An 18,059-nucleotide genomic window follows, 5' to 3' on the forward strand; every position below is an offset into this window, starting at 1 on the left:
GCCCCAACGATTACGGCGCGCAGGTTGCCGGCGTTCCGGCGGTTTGGCCGGCCGCGCAGGTTGCCAGGGGCGAGATGGGCGTGGGACCCGCAACGGGCGAGGACGTGGTGGGGGTAGGCGTCGGCTTGGGTGCCGTGGTTGTGGTGGGGGCCGGGGATGGAGCGGTTGCGTAGATAACGGTGATAAGCGATCCCTTTGGCACCGGGCCCGTGGGATTCAGTTCCAGGACGGTGCCGGGAGCGGCGGTTCCGCTCTCCTGCGGCAGGACGGTCACTTGGAGTCCAAGGTTCGCAAGGGCAGTCTGGACCTGGCGGTAATCCTTGCCGAGGTAAGCGGCCGGTATCACGTTGACCGTGTCCTGTGTGGGCTCGGGCGTGGGAGTGGGCGTCGGTGTGCTGCGGGTCTGCGTGGGAGTGGCCGACGGGGTCCGCGTGGGTGTCGCCGATGAAGGGGCCGCGCTGCTGGTGGTGGTGCCCGACGTCGGGTTGCCGGACGGCGAGAACAAGCCCATCTGGTTCAGCAGGAAACCCACCAGCGCAAACAGGAGCAGCAGGATCAGGGCCACCAGGGGCCATGTCCAGGGACTGCGTCCCTTGCGCCGGGGCTCATCGGAGGGCACGTCGTCGTACGTTTCCTCCTCCTGGTCCCAGTTCCGTTCGGCGGCCAGCGCGTTGGCTCGGGCAAGCGGGCCCTTGGGCGTGTCCCCATCGGCGGCGGCGCCTGCGGCCATTCCGGCGGCAGCACCGGCTGCCCCGGCACCGAGTACCGGCAGGGCGGACGTGGCTGTGGGGGTGGAATCGTGCTGGGTGCCAATGACTCCGGTGGGGGCAGTGGCGGTGTCAATGGGGGCCGTGATGGGCCCGGTATCGGCGTCGAAAAGAAGCATGCCGGGCACCGCGGCGCGTGCTGCGCTGATGTCACCGTTGCGGATAGCCTCGGCTGCTTCGGCCAGCTTGATGGCGTTCGCCGGGCGGTCCTTGGGGTCCTTCGAAAGCATGGACATCAGGAGGGCGCGCACCGGGGCCGGCAGGCTCTCCGAAAGGGGAGGCGGAGCGTCATTCACCTGTGCCAGGGCGATGGCGATCTGCGATTCCCCGGAGAACGGACGGTGCCCGCTGAGGCACTCGTAGCCGATGACACCCAGCGAGTAGATGTCCGAGGATCCCGTGGCGGTCTGGCCCGTGGCCTGCTCCGGTGAAAGGTACTGGGCGGTTCCCATGACCTGGCCGGTCTGCGTGAGGGGCACCTGGTCGGCGAGGCGCGCGATGCCGAAGTCGGTGACCTTGACGCGGCCGTCAGGGGTGATCAGGAGGTTGCCGGGCTTGACGTCGCGGTGGACCAGGCCCTGCGCGTGGGCAACGGCCAGAGCGCGGGCGGTCTGCGCGATGATCGAGAGCGTACGGTCCGGTGACAGCACCTGTTCGTGCTCGATGATGCTGCTCAGCGGCTGGCCGGGGACCAGTTCCATGACCAGGTACGCCGAGCCTTCTTCTTCGCCGTAGTCAAAGACGTTGGCGATCCCCACGTGGTTCAGCAGGGCAGTGTGGCGGGCCTCCGCACGGAAGCGCTGGAGGAATCCGGGGTCCCCCGTGTACTCCTCCTTCAGCACCTTGATGGCGACGATGCGGCCCAGGACGAGGTCTTTGGCTTTCCAGACTTCCCCCATGCCGCCGATCGCAATCCGCGTGGTCAGCTGGAATCTGCCGCCGAGGGTGATTCCGGTTGTAGGCCTCACTTATTCAACACCGCCTCAAAAATCTTCTTCGCGTTAGGACTGGTCAGCTGTGCGCCGGTGGTGATGTTCACGCCTTCCATGACGATCGTGACACTCACCTGCGGGTTGTTTGCGGGGGCGAAGCCGGTGAACCAAGAGTTGTTGGTTCCGTTCCCGAGCTCTGCCGTTCCTGTCTTGCCGGCCACCTGGACGCCGGGGACCGCGGCACCCTTGGCAATGCCCTCGCTGACGGCGCTTGCCATCCATTCCGTGATCTGGCTGGCGATCTGCGGGGTGGTGGAGGTGCGCAGCTGCTGCGGCTGCGGTTCGTCGATCACCCGAAGGTCCGGGGAGCGCAGGGTCTTGATGAGGTTGGGCTGCATCTGCTTTCCACCGTTGGCAATGGCGGAAGTCATCATGTTGATCTGCAGCGGCGTGGCGCGGACATCCTTCTGGCCGATGGCCGACTGCGCCAGGCCGGGTCCGTCCAGGTTCTCGGGGAACCCATTGCCCAGCGCGTGGCCCAGCTTCAGCTGGTCCCCGACATCCTCGCCGAAGCCGAACTTCTTGGCCTGTTCAGCGATGGCGTCGCGGCCAAGATCCAGCGCGATGCTCGCGAAGGGAGTGTTGCAGGACTGTTGCAGTGCGAAGGCGAAGCTGGCCGTGTCCCTGGTGTAGCAGTTGCCGCCCGCGTAGTTGGGCAGCTTGTACTGGATGCCCGGGAAGGGCATTTCGGCAGGGTTGGGAAGTTCGCTGTCCTTGTTGTACTTCCCCGAGGCAAGCGCGGCGGCGGTGTCCACGAGCTTGAAGACGGAGCCCGGTGCCAGCAGTTCCCCGGTGGGGCCGCTGACGTTCTGGTTCAGGTTAATGCCCGGGACCTTGACCAGTTCATTGATGTTGGCCCGTTCCGCGGCGGCGTCCTGCGTGGCCACTGAGTTGGGGTTGTAGGAAGGCTTGGAGGCCATGGCCAGGATGGCGCCGGTCTTGGGATTCGTCACCACAATGGAGCCGCGCTGGCCATCCGGAATCAGGCTGTAGGCCAGCTGCTGGATCTGGGGATCAATGGTGAGCTCCACTGAGGCGCCCTTGGGCTGGTTGCCAAGGAAGAGCTGGCCCACCCGGTCCAGGAAGAGCTGGTCGGAGTTGCCAGCGAGTTCGGCGCCCATGGACTGCTCCAGTCCGGTGGCACCGTAGTTCTTGGAGAAGTAGCCGGTGAGGCCGGCATAGAGCTCCGGCTGGGTATAGGTGCGCTGGAACTTGCAGGTCTCCGAACCGGTTTCCACCGACTCGGCAATGGGGGTGCCGCCAACGATGATGGCCCCGCGGTCATTGCAGTAGTTCTGCAGGATGGCGCGCTGGTTCAGGGGATTGGTCTTGAGGTCGTCCGCGCCCACCACCTGCACATAACTGAGGGCGCCGAACAGCAGTGCAAACATGGCGACGGCGGCCACCCATGAGTGCCGGATTGCCTGGTTCATGCCTGCTTCACCGCCTCGGTTGGAGTGTCAATGCCGGTTGCTGCTGCCGCGCCGGCCGGCGGAAGCGGTGTGGTGTCCACCGGGCCGCGGGCTGCATGGGAAATCATCAGGAGCAGTCCCACGATGATCCAGTTGGCCAGGAGGGATGATCCGCCGGCGGCGAGGAACGGCGTGGTGAGCCCCGTCAACGGGATGAGCCGGGTGACGCCACCGATCACGACGAAGCACTGAAGGGCCACCGCGAAGGACAGGCCGCAGGCCAGCAGCTTGCCGAACGCGTCGCGGGTACCCAGGGCGGCGCGGAATCCGCGGGTGACCAGCAGCAGGTACAGCAGGACGACGGCGAACAGGCCGATCAGCCCCAGTTCCTCGCCCAGGGACGCGATGATCATGTCGCTGTTGGCGAAGGGGACCAGGTCCGGGCGTCCCTGGCCAAGGCCGGTGCCCACCAGGCCGCCGTTGGCCATGCCGAACAGGCCTTCGATGACCTGGCGGCTGCCGTTTTCATAGACGTCGGGGGAGAAGGCGTTGAGCCAGCCGTAGACGCGCTGCTGGACGTGGGAGAACACCTGGGCCGCCACGAAACCGCCGCCGAGGATCAGGGCCAGGCCGATGACCACCCAGCTGATCCGGCTGGTGGCCACGTAGATCATGACGATGAACAGCCCGAAGAACAGCAGGGAGGAGCCAAGGTCCCGCTGGAAGATGAGGACACCGATGCTGACCAGCCAGGCCGTGATCATGGGGCCCATGTCCTTGAACCGGGGGAACTGCAGGGGACCGATCTTGCGGCCGGCGAGCAGGATAAGGTCACGGTTGGAGGAAAGATACCCTGCAAAGAATATGGCGAGGGTAATCTTGGCTACTTCGCCCGGCTGGAACGTCATGGGGCCGAACCTGATCCACACCCGTGCGCCCAGGATTTCGCCGGCGCTGATTCCCGGCACAAGGGGCAGGATCAGCAGCAGGGCTGACGCCGCCAGGGAAATGAAGGTGAACCGGCGCAGGATCCGGTGGTCCTTGAGGAAAAACACCACCGCGATGGCCACAGCCATGGCTATCAGGGTCCACCGGAGCTGGTTGTTCCCCGTATCCTCGCCGGGAGCATCGAGGCGGTGGATCATCGCCAGGCCCAGACCGTTCAAAGCAACCACAATCGGAAGTATTACGGGATCGGCATACTTTGCGCGGAAGCGCAGGACGCCGTGGAACACCAGGGCTGCGACCGCCAGCAGGCTGGACTGGAACCAGAAGTCGGAATCGAAGGCCTTTTCCTGGTCCACGCCCACCAGCATGTTCGCGCCGATGCCCACGGCAAGCGCCAGCAGCAGGAGCGCGAGTTCGACGTTGCGGCGAGGCTTGGGCAAAGTGCTTACCTGGCTCATTTGGCAGCCTCGCAGGTGATGGTCGGAGTGGGGGAAGGAGAAGCTCCCGATGGTGCAGGTGAAGGCGCCGGTGCCGGGGCGTCCGATGCGGGCGGCGGCGGAGCGGGCGCGCTGGCCGGGGGTGCTGCGCTTCCCGAGGGGCTCGGGCTTCCCGTGGGGCCGGCCGAAGGCTTGGGGCACTCCTCGGGCGACGTCGTTCCTGTGAGCTCCAGGTTCTTGACGATCCGCTGCGCGTCGTAGAGGTCGTTGGCGGGGACGGTCTGGCGCACCCGCTGCTGCGAGAACGGCGGGAGGGAGTCCATGCGGATCTCGGTCACGGTTTCAAGCGAGGACAGCTGGATGGGGCCCAGCCGCTGGGACACGCCGTTGTAGATGGCCACCCGGGAATCGAACTCGCCCACGTAGTAGCGGGTCTGGGTCCACGCGTACCCGAGCCAAAGGCCAACGGCCACCACAACCAGGACGGCGGCTGCGACGGACCAGGCCACCCAGCGGCGGGGACGCAGTGCCGGCAGGGTGTCCTCCGGCTCACTGGCCGGTTCCGCCTTGTGGGTGAGGAGGGTGGCTGCCCGCCGTGCGACGGTACGTCCGGCCACGGTTGGAATGGAGCCGGATTCGGCGGCTGCGGCCGCTGCACCCACGAGTTCATGCGGGCGGGAGGCGAGTTCTTCGCGGAGGACTTCCGCCGAAAGATGCTCACCGAGGTGGGGGTCCGTGCTGCCCGGCTCAGGGGAAGCGGCTTCCGCGTCCTTCGCGCCGTCGTCAACCGGGTCTTTTTCCGGGCGCGGCTGTTGGCTGGCATCGTTCGGGGCGGACCCGCCCTTGCCGCCGCTGTCCGCTGCCGCGGCAGCGGGCTTGCTGCCCTGCACCGGCGGAACGATTTCGACGGCGGCGGTACTGACGTCGTCGGGCGTTTCCTCCACGATGTCCACCATGACCACGGTGACGTTGTCCGGCGAACCGGCCTCGAGTGTCAGCTGGACAAGGGTTTCGGCGCACTCGTGCAGGTTGTGGGTCTCCCGGACGGTCCGCTCCACGGCGTGGGCGGCTACGTAGTTCAATCCGTCCGAGCACAGCAGCCAGCGGTCGCCGGACCGGGCTTCAAGGGTGTCCAGATCGAGTTCGGGGCTGGCGTCCACGTCGCCCAGGACGCGCATGAGGACGTTCTTGTGGGGGTGCGTTTCAGCTTCCTCGGGACGCAGCCGGCCTTCGTCGATAAGCCGCTGGACGAAGGTGTGGTCCACGCTGATCTGCTTGAATTCGCCGTCGCGGAGCCGGTAGGCGCGTGAATCACCGATATGCGCGAAGTGCAGTTTGCCGTCAGCGAGCAGGAGCGCCGTCACAGTGGTGCCCATGCCCGCCAGTTTGGGGTTGATGTGCACCAGTTCGGAGAGCAGAGAGTTGGCGGTCTGGATTTCATCGGCGAGGATCGTGCCGGCTTCGTCGCCGTGGTCCGGACTGTCCAGGTGGATCATGTCCAGGACAGTTGCGGCTGAGGCAACGTCACCGCCCGCGTGCCCTCCCATGCCGTCTGCGACGACGGCGAGGTGGCGTCCGGCGTAGGCGGAATCGTCATTCTTGGAACGGATCCGGCCGACGTCGGACCGCGCCGCGAAGCGCATGATGAGGGGCCGCTGCGCCGGGCTGGAGCCGGTTGCGGAGTTTTCAGCCTCGGCCACGGTTACGGCCTCAATTCAATGACCGTCTTGCCGATTCTCACGGGTACCCCTGGCTCGACGGGCAGGGCACGGGTAAGTTGCTGGTCTCCCAGGTAGGTTCCGTTGGTGGAGCCGAGATCCTCGATGAACCAGCGGCTGCCCTGGGGGAAGAGCCTGGCGTGGCGGCCGGAAGCGTAGTCATCCTCGAGCACCAGGGTGGCTTCCTGGGCGCGTCCCAGCAGGATGGGGCTGGCTGCCAGGGGCAGGGTCCTGCCCTTGAGCGGTCCTTCGACCACTACCAGTTGGCGGGCCTGCTGCTTGACGGGCTGCTGGTTCTCCGCCAATTCCGGGTTCCGGCGGACCTGGCGGGCGGTGGGGACGCCCGATGCGGCTTTTCGGCCCAGCATGAGGTCCCGGCGCATCGCGGAGACGATGCTGAAGATGAGCACCCAGAGGAGCAGCAGGAAGCCGAACCGCAGCGCGGTGATGGTCAGGTCGCTCATGCGCGGCCACCCGGGTTGGCAGGAAGCAGGCGGAAGATGATCTTTGTCCGTCCCATCGTGATGGTGGATCCGTCTGTGAGTTCGGTGCTGCCGGAGACCTTTTGGCCGTTGACGTAGCTGCCGTTGGTGGACCCCAGGTCCACGGCGCTGGTGACTCCGTTGGCAGTGCGGATTTCCAAGTGGCGCCGCGATACGCCGGTGTCCTCAATGTGGATATCTGCCTCGGATGACCGGCCCAGGATGATGGACGGGGCGTTTAGCGAATAGCGCTGGCCCTCGATGTCCAGGACAGGCTGCAGCCTCACGGGCGCGCGGCTCGGTGCTGCCGGGACGTTCGGCCTGGGCTGGTTTCCGCCGGAGCCTTGGGACTTCTCGGTGGAGGAGGCAATTTCGAAATCACCGGCGCGAAGTGCGCTCTCGCGGCGGAAGGAAATCCGGACCGGCCCCTGGAGGATGTAGCCCTGGCTCCGGACGTGGTTGATGACCACGTCGCAGAGTTCTTCGGCCAGCGGCGTGCCCCACTCCTGTGCGCGTCCGAAGTCGTCGTCACTGAGTTGGACGTCGAAGACGTTGGGAACCAGAGTCCGTCCCGCCGCCACGGTGATCGCTTTGTGGTCCACCTCGCGGCGGAGCCTGCTGGCGATCTCCACGGGTTCGACCTGGGCCTTGGAACCGGTGGAGAAGACGCCGCGGACGGCCTTTTCAATGCCACGTTCAACCTTGTCCAGCAGACCCATGGTTCTTCTCCTTTCCCCCCGGCTCCGGGGCAGTAGTTGTTGCTGGCCAGCACCTGCAGGGCGGTCCGGCACTGCGTGGCGTGCCCGCCGGCAGCGGCCACTCCTACACCCGATACTACTGGCCACCCCCGCGAATGACCTTAATCCACAACGGCCGGGCGCCGGCAAAAGTTCAGATCCGGCCCTGCCCGGCACGGTCTTGCCGCGGCTCCGGCGGGCGGTTTTGGGCTGGTATTGCGGCTCATTTGAGCCGCTGTTCCGGGCTTGTAGAAGGGGCAAGGGCGGCCAATTGGTAATTTGCGGCATCTGTCCGTTATGCTTGATCTCGCTGCTTTTACGAGGCGCAGTAAGGGAAACCGAACTGGCTGAGTGGAAGAAGTTGCGCGCGAGTGGCGGAACGGCAGACGCGCTGGCTTCAGGTGCCAGTGTCCGAAAGGGCGTGGGGGTTCAAATCCCCCCTCGCGCACGCAATCGGAAGAGCCCCGGTCTTAGGACCGGGGCTCTTCTGCTTTCCCGGGGTCCGGCGGCATGCGCCTTCTCCCCGGCATATGGTCAAATCCCCTTGGAACGCGGAGGGGAGTAGTCCGTGCGAGGGGGAAAGTTAGCTGGACGGGCGCGCCGAAGCCTTGAACCGGCGTCGTGAGTTGGCAAGGTGGCTGCGCATGGCGGCCGCCGCGGCAGCCTGGTCGCCGTCCGCGATCGCGTCCCTGATGGAGCGGTGCTCCAGCACCACCTGCTCGAAGTGGTCGCGGGCGTACTGTTCCGCGCCGGTCATCAGCCGGGTGCGCGGCATCGCGATCATGGTCTGCCCGAGCGCAGCGAGGCAGTCGGAGTAATAGGGGTTGCCGGATGCCGCCGCCACGGCCCGGTGGAACTCGAAATCCGACTTCATGGCATGGGCGGGATGGTCCGAGCTCTCGCTGAAGGCGTCCAGCGCCGCGCTGACGGCCCGTAACTGCCGGTCAGTACGGTTTTGCGCGGCCAGTGCGGCAGCTTCGCTTTCCACTCCCATACGGAAGGCCAGCAGGTGCAGCCTGTCTTCGGTGGTGGCCACCGGACGGCCACCCGGCACTGCCTGAGGACCTTCCGTGGGGGGAGTGAGGGCGAAGCTGCCGCGCCCCCGCTCGGTTTCGACAAGCCCCTCAGCCTGGAGCCGGGTGAGGGCGGCGCGGACCACCGTACGGCTGACGCCAAAATCGCTGATGAGCGTGTTCTCGCTGGGCAGCTTCTCGCCGGGCTGAATCACGCCGTCGACGATGCGGGTGCGAAGGTCAGCGGCAAGGTCCGCGGTGAGGTTCCGGCTCATGGCTCAAGATTACGCGCCGAACTCCACACTTTCGGTGGTCCAGGCACGGGCCTGCTCGCTGAGCGTGACCCCGAGTCCGGGGCGGTCCGGGACGATCATGCGGCCATTTTTGGTCTCCAGCCGCTCGTTGAACAGGGGGTCCAGCCAGTCGAAGTGCTCCACCCAGGGTTCGCGGGGGTAGGCCGCCGCGAGGTGGAGGTGGATTTCCATGGCGAAGTGCGGTGCCAGGCCCAGCCCGCGTTCGTCCGCGAGGGCGGCCAGGCGCAGGAATTGGGTGATGCCGCCGACGCGCGGGGCATCCGGCTGGATGATGTCGCAGCCGTTGGCGTTCATGAGGCCCTTGTGCTCGGCGACGGAGGCGAGCATTTCACCGGTGGCGATGGGCGTGTCCAGGACCTGCGACAGGTGGGCGTGGCCTTCGAAGTCGTAGGCGTCCAGCGGCTCCTCGATCCAGACGAGGTCGAATTCCTCGAGGCGGCGTCCCATGCGGAGGGCGGTGGCGCGATCCCATTGCTGGTTCGCGTCCACCATGAGCGGAACGTCCCAGCCGATGTGTTCGCGGATGCCGGCCACGCGGCGCAGGTCTTCCTTGCTGTCCGGCAGGCCCACCTTGATCTTGATGCCGCCGATGCCTTCCTCGATCGATTGCGTGGCCCGTGCCTTCACTTCGTCCAGGGTGGCGTTCAGGAAGCCGCCGGACGTGTTGTAGGTCCGCACCGAGTCGCGGTAGGACCCGAGGAACTTCGCCAGCGGCAGCCCGGCGCGCTTGGCCTTGAGGTCGTACAAAGCGATGTCGACGGCGGCGAGGGCCTGGGTGGCAACGCCTGAGCGGCCCACGGAGGCGCCTGCCCAGAGCAGCTTGGTGTAAATCTTCGCGATGTCATTGGGGTCCTCGCCAATGAGGCCTGCGGCGACCTCCTTGGCGTGCGCGTACTGTGCGGGGCCGCCTGCGCGCTTGGAGTAGCTGAAGCCGATGCCGGAGTGGCCCAGCTCCGTGGTGATTTCCGCGAACAGGAAGACCACCTCGGTCATGGGCTTCTGCCGGCCGGTGAAGACCTTGGCGTCGCTGATGGGAACGGCGAGGGGAAGGCGGGCGGTGGACAGCTTAACGTGTCGGATCAGATCGACAGTGCTCATGGATTCTCCTGGAAGCGGGGGGCTGGGCTCCTTCGCCCACACTCCTAGGATATAAGTTAACTACTTGTATTACAAGTGTGAGCGGCCGGTGTCCTAAGCCACTCCTCCAGGGGAACTGGAATAGCGGCGTCCCACTGCGCCGTTATCGAAGGCATGAAGGCAATTACCTACAGTGAATACGGAACCCCGGACGTCCTCGAACTGACCGATGTGCCTGTGCCCAAGGTGGGGCCGGGCATGGTCCTGGTCAAAGTGAAGGCGGCCGCAGTTAACCCAGTGGACTGGAAGATCATGGCCGGCTACCTGGATGCGGCAATGGACCTGCAGTTTCCAGCGATCCCCGGATGGGACGTGGCGGGGGTTGTTGAATCCGTGGGTATCGATGCCCGGCAGTTCCAGCCCGGCGACGAGGTCATAGCCTACGGCCGCAAGGATTATGTCCACGGCGGAAGTTTTGCCGAGTACATCGCCTTGCCGGAAAGACTGCTGGCCCGCAAGCCCGCCTCACTTGGCTGGAATGAATCGGCGGGGCTTCCGTTGGCCGGGCTGACCGCTTACCAGGTCCTGAACCGGCTGGGCCTCACGTCCGGTGAGACTGTCCTGATCCACGGCGGCGCCGGCGGGGTGGGGTCACTCGGCATCCAGATCGCGGTGGCACTAGGTGCGAAGGTTATCGCCACGGCCTCTGAAAAGAACCACGAATTCCTCCGCTCCCTGGGAGCCGAACCGGTTGCCTATGGGGAGGGCCTTGCTGACCGCGTACGCGCGCTGCGTTCCGGCGGCGTGGAAGTGGTTGCCGATTTCGCCGGGGGAAATCTCGACGCGACCCTGGCGGTACTGGCCGAAGGCGGGAGGCATGCATCCATCGCCGACAGCGAGGTGGAGGAGCATGGCGGCACCTGGATGTGGGTCAGCCCGGTCGGAGCGGACCTGCAGGAACTCGCCGAACTGGTGGACCAGCGGAACATCCGGGTGGAGGTTGCCAAGGTTCTCCCGCTGGCCCAGTCCGCCGAGGCTTTCCGCCTGAACATGGAGGGGCATACCCGGGGCAAAATCGTGGTCGCCGTGGACGCCTGATTCGGGCCTTCCGGTCTCCTACTTCCGCAGCGCGCCCAGCCCGGAAATCAGCGCATCAAGCCCCAGGCTGAAGGCGGTATCGGCAGGCCGTCCACGCTCCTGGCCGGCCGCCGAACTGCGCACCGCCGCGGAGAAGTTGGGGGTGGACCCTGCCATGGAGCCGGAATCGAAGATGTCCTCCGGAGCGGTGACGTCATACGCCGACCCAAAGATAAAGGACTCCAGCGCCACGATGGCGGGGATGATGCGTTCCTGGGGGAACCCGGCGTCGAGGAACCCCTTGCTCACGGTTTCGTACATGGCAAGGGTCTGCGGCGCGTCTGTCACGGGCAGGACGGCGATCACGGGGATCAGCGGAGTGTGCTCGGCGAACACATCCCGGTAGCTCCATGCCCAGGCCCGGACGGCGTCCTCCCAGCTCCCGCCGCCGAATCCCGAGAGGTCCACCAGGGACATCAGGTGGTCCTCGACCAGGAGCAGCACGTCCTGCTTTGAGGCCACGTGGTTGTACAGGGCGGACGGTGCTACCTCCAGCACCTTGGCCAGCGCGGCCATGGTCAGCCCGCCATAGCCCTTGCGGCTGATGAGTTCCAGCGCGGCTGCCGTGATTCCGGCCTTGTCCAGTACCGCCGCGGACGGTCGGCCTGCCCGCCTCCTCTGTGCTCCGCCGTTGCTGGTGGAGCGTCCCTGTGCGGCTGATACTGCCGGCATTGCTGCCCTTTCGTCGATGTCCCCTGCATTATTCCATCCGGTACTTCCGCTCCCGGCAGGAACCAGCTATAGTTCTAATAAATGAATGGCATTCATTTAGTGGTCCCCGTCACCAAGGGACGCAGAGAGGACATCATGCTGAACCTGAACCGCGACGTCGTGGTCGTTGGAGCCGGGCCGTCCGGACTCACCGCCGCCCGTGAACTGAAGAAAGCCGGCCTCACCGTCGCTGTGCTGGAGGCCCGCGACCGCGTGGGCGGCCGCACCTGGACCGACACCGTGGACGGTGCGATGCTCGAGATCGGCGGCCAGTGGGTCTCCCCGGACCAGACCGCCCTCCTGGACCTGATCCAGGAGCTGAACCTCGAAACCTATCCGCGCTACCGGGACGGCGAGTCCATCTACATCGGCGCGGACGGCACACCCGTGCGCTACACCGGCGACACCTTCCCCGTGGACCCGGACACCGCCGTCGAGATGGACCGCCTGGTGGCCCTGCTGGATGGCCTGGCCGCGGAAATCGGCCCGACGGAACCGTGGGCCCATCCCAAGGCGCGGGAACTGGACACCGTTTCCTTCCATCACTGGCTGCGGCAGAACTCGGCCAACGAGGAAGCGTGCAGGAACATCGGCCTCTTCATCGCTGGCGGCATGCTCACTAAACCCGCCCATGCCTTCTCCGCCCTGCAGGCGGTCCTCATGGCAGCTTCCGCAGGTTCGTTCACCCACCTGACGGACGAGGACTTCATCCTTGACCGCCGCGTGGTGGGCGGGATGCAGCAGGTCTCGCTGCTTCAGGCCCGGGAACTGGGTGACGACGTGATCCTTGACTCCCCGGTGCGCACCATCAACTGGGAACCTGATTCGGACGGCGGCCACCGCGTCTCCGTGATATCGGACCGCGCCACGGTCAATGCCAGGTTTGTGATCATGGCTGTTCCGCCCAACCTCTACTCCCGGGTCTCCTTCAACCCGCCGCTGCCGCGCCGCCAGCACCAGATGCACCAGCACCAGTCCCTGGGCCTGGTCATCAAGGTGCATGCCGTCTATGGCACGCCCTTCTGGCGGGACAAGGGACTCTCCGGCACCTGCTTCGGGGCAGACGCCCTGGTCCAGGAGGTCTACGACAACACCAACCATGGCGACCCGCGCGGCACCCTGGTGGGCTTCGTCTCGGACGAGAAGGCGGACGCCGTCTTCGAGCTCAGCCCTGATGAGCGCAAGAAGGCCATCCTGGAATCGATCGCCGGCTACCTCGGCGACGAGGCCCTGGCCCCGGAGGTGTACTACGAGTCCGACTGGGGCTCGGAGGAATGGACCCGCGGCGCCTACGCATCCAGCTACGATTTGGGCGGACTGCACCGCTATGGCAAGGACCAGAACACGCCCGTGGGCCCCATCTACTGGTCATCCTCCGACCTTGCGGCCGAGGGCTACCAGCACGTGGACGGCGCCATCCGGATGGGCCGCATCACCGCTGCCCGCATCGCCGAGGTCGCTAAGGTGCCGGTGACTGCCGGCTGGTAAATAAGCATGCTTACTAATAGGCTGGCGGCGGGGAGCGTCCCCGACTTCAGACGAACGAGGTGAGGCATGACTGACGCCCAGAGCATCAGCAAGGTTACGGAGATCATCAACGATTCCAAGATCGGAATGGTCACCACCATCAACGAAGAAGGCGCCCTCGTCAGCCGGCCGCTGGCTGTCCAGGAGGTAAAGGACGACGGCGACATGTGGTTCTTCACAGGGCTCGGCACATCCCAGGTTGCGCATGTCCGGGCTGATCCGCGCGTCAACGCCGCCTTTGGCAAGAACACCGAATGGGTGTCCGTGGCCGGAACCGCCGAGGTGGTCACTGACCGGGCCAAGATCCACGAACTCTGGAACCAGGCGGTTGAAGCCTGGTTCCCCGACGGCCCGGATACTCCCGAGGTGTGCCTGCTGCGCATCGATTCGGACTCCGCCGAGTACTGGACCAGCCCGGGCGGCACGGCCGCCACGGTTCTGCAGTGGGTGAAGTCAAAGGTCACCAACAGCCGGATGAGTGTTGGCGAAAGCGGCACCGTGGAGTTGTAAGGCGCAGCTTGTAAGGCCGGATATCGAACGGGGCGGGGCGGCTAAGGCTGCTCCGCCTCTTTCAATGCCACGAGCACTGCCGGCAGCAGCACGTCATTGCGCCCCCACACCGGGTCCAGGATTTCCACGTACCAGGAATCCGCGAGCAGGAGGGCCAGGGCATCGTTGGTCTCATCCGCCCAGTCCCGGATCTGATCCTCCTCCACGGGATTCTCGCTGGAGCCGAGCACCGTGGTGATCTCCGGTCCAGCGAGCGTCACGGGAATGGCAGCGCTGCTTGCCTCGCCCGGCGCGTGGGCTACGGTCACCAGTTCCGTGCGGGTGGACAGCGCCAGCAGGCTGCCTGCCGTGCCTGCACTGCAAAAGCCCGTCACATACTGCCGCTGTGCAGCATCGTCGGCCCGTATTCCCGGCTGGGATTCCCTGGTGAACAGTCCGTTCCGGTTCAGTTCGGCCAGGGCTGAGGCGATGGGTTTGGTCTCGTCGTCGGAGCCGGCGGCAAAATGGCCCGGCTGGTAGGAACTGCCGCCTTCCAGCCAGCGGGCGGTCAGTTCGCCGGCGGCCTCCAGGCTGGTGGCCTGGCGCCAGACTCCGCGGTCCTCCAGCAGCCGGCCGTACTGATCGTGGACAGGAACTTCTTCAGGCTTCATCTTCGGATGCTATCGCCGGGCCTGCCTGCCGATGCAACACCTGCGACACAGCAGTTAACGTCAGCCCGCCTGTTCAGCGGGCAGACCGGCGGGAATCCCCGCCGCCCGTTCCGCTGCAGCCAGCGATGCTGCCAGGCTTCCGACGGCGTCCGGGTAACCCTTGTGCGTGGCAGTCCGCAGCTGGTCCGCTGTCCGCATCGCCTTGATGAGGGCAGACGTTTCCGGCAGCCGGACGTCCGTCAGTGCCGGATAGTCGATGCTGCACGCCGGGTCCAGTTCGTAGCGCCGCCACCGGCGCATGAGCTCGTCATGCCGGACCCCGGCGGCCTGATGGGCGGAAAGCCGCTGCCGCTCTTCCCGGCGCGCGTTGCGCCAGGCCAGGAACCGTGGGCTCCCGCGGTACGCGGCGACGCCTGACGCAGCAGCCGCCCCTGCCAGGACCAGTCCAGCCCATGGCGATACCAGGGCGGGGATCAACAATGCAGGAAGGGCCACGCAGGCGCCAAGGAAGAGATCCCAGAAAAGCTGGTCCCCGCCTTCGGGTGCGCTGCCCGTAGCCCCGCTGCCTGTGGAAACCAGGGCCCGGCGTCGTACGACGAAAACGGTGGCGGCCACGCTGGCCACCAGCACGGGGCCGCACAGCAGGACCGCCCACGCACCCTGAAGCAGACCGTGCATCAAGGACTCCACCACGACTGACATCCTGCACCTCCAGCATCCAATCGAAGGACCAGGCCCGGCCGGTAAGCCAGGGCTGGTCCTTCCATTGGACCGTCTTCCGGGCAGAGCGTCAATGGCGGCCAAAAAGGGGAGTCAGGCTGTGCCACGGACCCGCGGGTGGGAGGTAGCGTGAAGGCATGCGACTCAAGATGTGCAGCATCCACGTCCAGGACCCCGCCGCGGCCCACGCCTTCTACACGGGCACGCTCGGCTTTGACACGCTCATGGCGATGCCGGAGTACAACCTTTACATCATCAAGGATCCGGGAGCGCCGGACAGCAGCTCAGCAGGCCTTCTCCTTGAACCCAGCGACAACCCGATCGGGGCGGACTACATGAACGCCGTGCGCGAGGCAGGGCTTCCGGCGATCGTCTTCGGGGTTCCCGATGTGCAGGCGGAGTACGAGCGGCTCATGGCCGCCGGAGTCAGTTTCAAAACCCCGCCCACTACGGATCCGTTCGGCACCAGTGCGGTGTTCGACGACGGCTGCGGCAACTACATTCAGATCCACCAGGACTGACGGCTATTCAGCCTGTGCCCGGTCCTTCTTGGCCTGCTTCTTCGCAGCCTCTTCCTTGACCCTCTGCGCCTCGGCGCGGACGGCCGCGTGCGTGGCGCGTTCGGTGACCAGCCACTGCGGCGGAGCCTGCAGCAGTGCGGTGATTTCCGCCGTCGTGAGCGCTTCCTCCACACCGCCGCGGGCCAGGCCGCTGATGGACACGTTCAGCTTTTGCGCTACCACAGGGCGGGGGTGCGGGCCGTTGCGGCGGAGCTCGGCGAGCCATTCCGGCGGGTTGGCCTGAAGCTCGGCGAAGTCCTCGCGGCTGATGGTCGAATCCTGGAACTCCTGCGGCGTGGCCGGGAGATAGATGCCAAGTTTCTTGGCAACGGTGGCCGGCTTCATGGACTGGGAGTTTGCAGAGGTCATGCTTCAAGGGTATCCGGGCGGCGGGTACTGTGAAGACGTGCCCGCCGACAATGCCCCCACGCCTGACGCCCACGCCGCTCCTGACGGGGCGGCGCCACGCGTGCTTCGCATCGCTTATGTAGCCGGGGTTACCCCGGGCAAATGGATCCGCCGCTGGGAAGAGCGGATGCCACATATTCCCCTTGAAGCATTTATGGTCGACGACGACGGGCAGCTTGGGGCGCTCCGGGAGAGCCAGGCGGACATGGCCTTCGTCCGTCTGCCCATCGACCGGGACGGGCTCAGTGCCATACCCCTCTACGAGGAACAGCCCGTGGTGGTGGCGCCGAAGGGTCACGAGATTTCCGTGTTCGAGGAAGTGGCCCTCGCCGACCTCTCGCAGGAATCGTTCCTCGACGTTGCCGCCCTGGGCGGACCCGAGGCCGCGCTCCAGGTGGTTGCCGCCGGCGCCGGCCTGGTGGTCCTGCCCATGTCGGTGGCCCGCCACTTCAACGTCAAAGACACTGTGGCGCGCAGGCTCAGCGGGGCGGACGGCACCGAAATCGCGCTGGCCTGGCCCACCGAGGCAACGGATGAGGTGCTGGAGGAATTCATCGGCATCGTTCGTGGCCGCACCGCCCAAAGTTCACGCCAGCCATCCGCGCAGCCTGAGAAGGTGAAGAAGGAGCCGAAGCCGGACCGTCGGGGGACCGGCGCCAAGAAGGCGCCCAAGGTGGCCCAGCGCTACGCACCCAACCCGGACAAGGGCCGCGGCCGCGGCTCACGCAAGAAGGGCAAACGCTAGCGGAAGCTTTGCGGCCCGGCACTTAGGCCCGGCAGCAGCAAAGCCGGTCCGCGGGGTGCGGATCCGGCTTTGCCATGGTGCGTGGTTACCCACGGGGTTTAGGTGTTTTGGACGTTGTCTTTGGCGTCGGTGGCGCGGTCCTTGACGTCGGCGGCGGCCATTTGGCCTTCGGTTTTGACGTTTTGGGCGGCGTCGGTGGCGGTTNGTTTAGGTGTTTTGGACGTTGTCTTTGGCGTCGGTGGCGCGGTCCTTGACGTCGGCGGCGGCCATTTGGCCTTCGGTTTTGACGTTTTGGGCGGCGTCGGTGGCGGTTGCCTTGACGTTTTCCATGGCTTCCTGGGCTGGTTCCTTCAGGTCYTGGGCCATGKWYTTGGCGGCGTCGGTGACCTGGGTGGCCAGGGGCTGGGCTGCCGTTTTGAGCTGGTCCGCGGCTTCGCGTTCCTTCTGGCTTGCCGGGATCAGCGAGGAGACCAGCATACCGGCGCCGAACGCGATCAGCCCGGCGGCCAGGGGGTTCCCGGCGGTTTTGGCTTTGACCTGGTCCGGGGCGGCGGAGACGGCSTGGCCGGCGTCGCTGAGTTTGGCCGAGACGCTGTCCTGTGCCTGGTGCAGGCTGTCGCCGGCGGAGTGCATGGCGKTGGTGGTGTGCCCGGCGCCGGTGGAGGTGGTGTCGTGGRCCTTGGTGGTGGCGGTGTCTGCTGCTCCCATGATTTTCTCCTTCACCCCGGTCACGGCGTCCTTCACTTTGTCGGTTTGGCGGTGGACGATGTTGGACGGGGTGACCTTGTCTGCCACGGCGTCCACGTTGGTGCCCAGCCGGGCCCGGGTGGCTTCTATGTCTGCGCGGATGACGTCAGGGTTTTCGCTCATCGGTTTACCTCACCTGGTTTTAGGGTTGGGGGAATTTCTGAGAGGGTTTCCCCGGTTTGGGGCAGGCCCTTGATCTGCTTGAGTTCCTTGCGGCCGATGGAGGCCAGGACCGCGGCGATGATGCCCCAGATCACGGCGACGATCAGCGCGGACCAGCCCAGGGGCATGATGGCSCCSAGGGCCCACATCAGGGCCAGGGACAGGAAGAGCAGCACGAAGTGCCCGCCCACGCCGGCGCCGGCGAGCATGCCGGCGCCTTTCCCTGCACGGGTGGCGGACTGCTTCGCTTCGGCCTTGGCCAGCTCCACTTCCTGGCGCATCAGG

Annotated in this window: 19 protein-coding genes and 1 tRNA gene; 6 read left to right on the plus strand and 14 right to left on the minus strand. The window is 66.1% G+C overall.

Annotation, left to right across the window (positions count from 1 at the left end; genetic code table 11):
- Positions 1-10 precede the first annotated feature (10 nt).
- From ASG86_RS15175 to ASG86_RS15200, 6 genes are read right to left on the minus strand one after another with little or no spacing between them, the layout of a single operon-like run.
- Positions 11-1,735 (minus strand): protein kinase domain-containing protein, encoded by a 1,725-nt coding sequence (locus ASG86_RS15175; protein ID WP_056336046.1) that lies wholly within the window; start codon positions 1,733-1,735, stop codon positions 11-13.
- Positions 1,732-3,192 carry a penicillin-binding transpeptidase domain-containing protein gene (locus ASG86_RS15180; RefSeq protein WP_056336049.1) on the minus strand — a complete coding sequence of 487 codons (1,461 nt, stop codon included), beginning with the start codon at positions 3,190-3,192 and terminating at the stop codon, positions 1,732-1,734. The genes ASG86_RS15175 and ASG86_RS15180 overlap by 4 nt, the downstream gene beginning before the upstream one ends.
- A complete protein-coding gene (locus ASG86_RS15185) occupies positions 3,189-4,577 on the minus strand; it encodes an FtsW/RodA/SpoVE family cell cycle protein (RefSeq protein ID WP_056336053.1) in 1,389 nt (462 codons plus the stop codon). The genes ASG86_RS15180 and ASG86_RS15185 overlap by 4 nt, the downstream gene beginning before the upstream one ends.
- On the minus strand, positions 4,574-6,256 hold the full coding sequence (locus tag ASG86_RS15190) for a PP2C family protein-serine/threonine phosphatase (protein WP_056336057.1): 1,683 nt from the start codon (positions 6,254-6,256) through the stop codon (positions 4,574-4,576). Before ASG86_RS15190 ends, ASG86_RS15185 begins: the two co-directional genes overlap by 4 nt.
- Positions 6,257-6,258: 2 nt before the next feature.
- Positions 6,259-6,738, minus strand: a complete 480-nt coding sequence (locus tag ASG86_RS15195) for an FHA domain-containing protein FhaB/FipA (protein ID WP_056336060.1) — start codon at positions 6,736-6,738, stop codon at positions 6,259-6,261.
- Positions 6,735-7,475, minus strand: coding sequence for an FhaA domain-containing protein (locus tag ASG86_RS15200; RefSeq protein ID WP_056336063.1), 741 nt, complete (start codon positions 7,473-7,475; stop codon positions 6,735-6,737). Before ASG86_RS15200 ends, ASG86_RS15195 begins: the two co-directional genes overlap by 4 nt.
- A gap of 383 nt (positions 7,476-7,858) precedes the next feature.
- Between ASG86_RS15200 and ASG86_RS15205 the strand changes: the two genes are divergently transcribed.
- A tRNA-Leu gene (locus ASG86_RS15205) sits at positions 7,859-7,941 on the plus strand.
- 135 nt (positions 7,942-8,076) lie between these two features.
- Here the strand turns inward: ASG86_RS15205 and ASG86_RS15210 are convergent.
- Positions 8,077-8,781 carry a FadR/GntR family transcriptional regulator gene (locus ASG86_RS15210; RefSeq protein WP_056336066.1) on the minus strand — a complete coding sequence of 235 codons (705 nt, stop codon included), beginning with the start codon at positions 8,779-8,781 and terminating at the stop codon, positions 8,077-8,079.
- Positions 8,782-8,790: 9 nt separating this feature from the next.
- Positions 8,791-9,918: an L-talarate/galactarate dehydratase gene (locus ASG86_RS15215; RefSeq protein ID WP_056336069.1), complete on the minus strand. Its 1,128-nt coding sequence runs from the start codon at positions 9,916-9,918 to the stop codon at positions 8,791-8,793.
- A gap of 153 nt (positions 9,919-10,071) precedes the next feature.
- Here ASG86_RS15215 and ASG86_RS15220 point away from each other — a divergent pair, with 153 nt between their 5' ends.
- A complete protein-coding gene (locus tag ASG86_RS15220; RefSeq protein WP_056336072.1) occupies positions 10,072-10,995 on the plus strand; it encodes an NADP-dependent oxidoreductase in 924 nt (307 codons plus the stop codon).
- Between the two features lie 18 nt (positions 10,996-11,013).
- Here the strand turns inward: ASG86_RS15220 and ASG86_RS15225 are convergent, their stop codons facing one another.
- Positions 11,014-11,706 (minus strand): TetR/AcrR family transcriptional regulator, encoded by a 693-nt coding sequence (locus ASG86_RS15225; protein WP_056336075.1) that lies wholly within the window; start codon positions 11,704-11,706, stop codon positions 11,014-11,016.
- A gap of 81 nt (positions 11,707-11,787) precedes the next feature.
- Here ASG86_RS15225 and ASG86_RS15230 point away from each other — a divergent pair, with 81 nt between their 5' ends.
- Entirely contained in the window at positions 11,788-13,233 is a 1,446-nt protein-coding gene (locus ASG86_RS15230; protein ID WP_082566807.1) for a flavin monoamine oxidase family protein, read from the plus strand.
- 66 nt (positions 13,234-13,299) lie between these two features.
- Positions 13,300-13,782 carry a pyridoxamine 5'-phosphate oxidase family protein gene (locus tag ASG86_RS15235; protein ID WP_056336078.1) on the plus strand — a complete coding sequence of 161 codons (483 nt, stop codon included), beginning with the start codon at positions 13,300-13,302 and terminating at the stop codon, positions 13,780-13,782.
- 41 nt (positions 13,783-13,823) lie between these two features.
- Here the strand turns inward: ASG86_RS15235 and ASG86_RS15240 are convergent, their stop codons facing one another.
- Together ASG86_RS15240 and ASG86_RS15245 are read right to left on the minus strand one after the other, a co-directional pair.
- The gene (locus ASG86_RS15240; RefSeq protein WP_056336082.1) at positions 13,824-14,432 is read right to left on the minus strand and encodes a DUF6919 domain-containing protein; all 609 of its coding nucleotides are present in this window, start codon (positions 14,430-14,432) and stop codon (positions 13,824-13,826) included.
- Positions 14,433-14,492: 60 nt separating this feature from the next.
- A complete protein-coding gene (locus ASG86_RS15245; RefSeq protein WP_235565195.1) occupies positions 14,493-15,110 on the minus strand; it encodes a hypothetical protein in 618 nt (205 codons plus the stop codon).
- A 179-nt stretch (positions 15,111-15,289) separates the two neighbouring features.
- On the opposite strand from ASG86_RS15245, the gene ASG86_RS15250 reads away from it, so the two are divergent.
- Entirely contained in the window at positions 15,290-15,673 is a 384-nt protein-coding gene (locus tag ASG86_RS15250; protein WP_056336088.1) for a VOC family protein, read from the plus strand.
- 3 nt (positions 15,674-15,676) lie between these two features.
- On the opposite strand, the gene ASG86_RS15255 is transcribed toward ASG86_RS15250, so the two are convergent.
- Complete coding sequence (locus tag ASG86_RS15255; RefSeq protein WP_056336091.1) at positions 15,677-16,081, minus strand: DUF5997 family protein; 405 nt, start codon at positions 16,079-16,081, stop codon at positions 15,677-15,679.
- On the opposite strand from ASG86_RS15255, the gene ASG86_RS15260 reads away from it, so the two are divergent.
- Complete coding sequence (locus ASG86_RS15260) at positions 16,044-16,865, plus strand: LysR family substrate-binding domain-containing protein (RefSeq protein ID WP_200946275.1); 822 nt, start codon at positions 16,044-16,046, stop codon at positions 16,863-16,865. The genes ASG86_RS15255 and ASG86_RS15260 overlap by 38 nt on opposite strands.
- 207 nt (positions 16,866-17,072) lie before the next feature.
- Here the strand turns inward: ASG86_RS15260 and ASG86_RS15265 are convergent, their stop codons facing one another.
- Positions 17,073-17,735: a DUF3618 domain-containing protein gene (locus ASG86_RS15265; protein ID WP_056336094.1), complete on the minus strand. Its 663-nt coding sequence runs from the start codon at positions 17,733-17,735 to the stop codon at positions 17,073-17,075.
- A complete protein-coding gene (locus ASG86_RS15270) occupies positions 17,732-18,058 on the minus strand; it encodes a phage holin family protein (protein ID WP_235565196.1) in 327 nt (108 codons plus the stop codon). The genes ASG86_RS15265 and ASG86_RS15270 overlap by 4 nt, the downstream gene beginning before the upstream one ends.
- Position 18,059: the final 1 nt, after the last annotated feature.

This window comes from Arthrobacter sp. Soil764 (assembly GCF_001428075.1).
GTDB lineage: Bacteria > Actinomycetota > Actinomycetes > Actinomycetales > Micrococcaceae > Arthrobacter.

Bases quoted from the DNA above. Each gene is read 5' to 3' on its own strand.
- ASG86_RS15180 (WP_056336049.1), bottom strand. From the start codon at position 3,192: ATGAACCAGGCAATCCGGCACTCATGGGTGGCCGCCGTCGCCATGTTT.
- ASG86_RS15185 (WP_056336053.1), bottom strand. From the start codon at position 4,577: ATGAGCCAGGTAAGCACTTTGCCCAAGCCTCGCCGCAACGTCGAACTC.
- ASG86_RS15195 (WP_056336060.1), bottom strand. From the start codon at position 6,738: ATGAGCGACCTGACCATCACCGCGCTGCGGTTCGGCTTCCTGCTGCTC.
- ASG86_RS15200 (WP_056336063.1), bottom strand. From the start codon at position 7,475: ATGGGTCTGCTGGACAAGGTTGAACGTGGCATTGAAAAGGCCGTCCGC.
- ASG86_RS15210 (WP_056336066.1), bottom strand. From the start codon at position 8,781: ATGAGCCGGAACCTCACCGCGGACCTTGCCGCTGACCTTCGCACCCGC.
- ASG86_RS15215 (WP_056336069.1), bottom strand. From the start codon at position 9,918: ATGAGCACTGTCGATCTGATCCGACACGTTAAGCTGTCCACCGCCCGC.
- ASG86_RS15220 (WP_056336072.1), top strand. From the start codon at position 10,072: ATGAAGGCAATTACCTACAGTGAATACGGAACCCCGGACGTCCTCGAA.
- ASG86_RS15225 (WP_056336075.1), bottom strand. From the start codon at position 11,706: ATGCCGGCAGTATCAGCCGCACAGGGACGCTCCACCAGCAACGGCGGA.
- ASG86_RS15230 (WP_082566807.1), top strand. From the start codon at position 11,788: ATGAATGGCATTCATTTAGTGGTCCCCGTCACCAAGGGACGCAGAGAG.
- ASG86_RS15235 (WP_056336078.1), top strand. From the start codon at position 13,300: ATGACTGACGCCCAGAGCATCAGCAAGGTTACGGAGATCATCAACGAT.
- ASG86_RS15240 (WP_056336082.1), bottom strand. From the start codon at position 14,432: ATGAAGCCTGAAGAAGTTCCTGTCCACGATCAGTACGGCCGGCTGCTG.
- ASG86_RS15245 (WP_235565195.1), bottom strand. From the start codon at position 15,110: ATGCACGGTCTGCTTCAGGGTGCGTGGGCGGTCCTGCTGTGCGGCCCC.
- ASG86_RS15250 (WP_056336088.1), top strand. From the start codon at position 15,290: ATGCGACTCAAGATGTGCAGCATCCACGTCCAGGACCCCGCCGCGGCC.
- ASG86_RS15255 (WP_056336091.1), bottom strand. From the start codon at position 16,081: ATGACCTCTGCAAACTCCCAGTCCATGAAGCCGGCCACCGTTGCCAAG.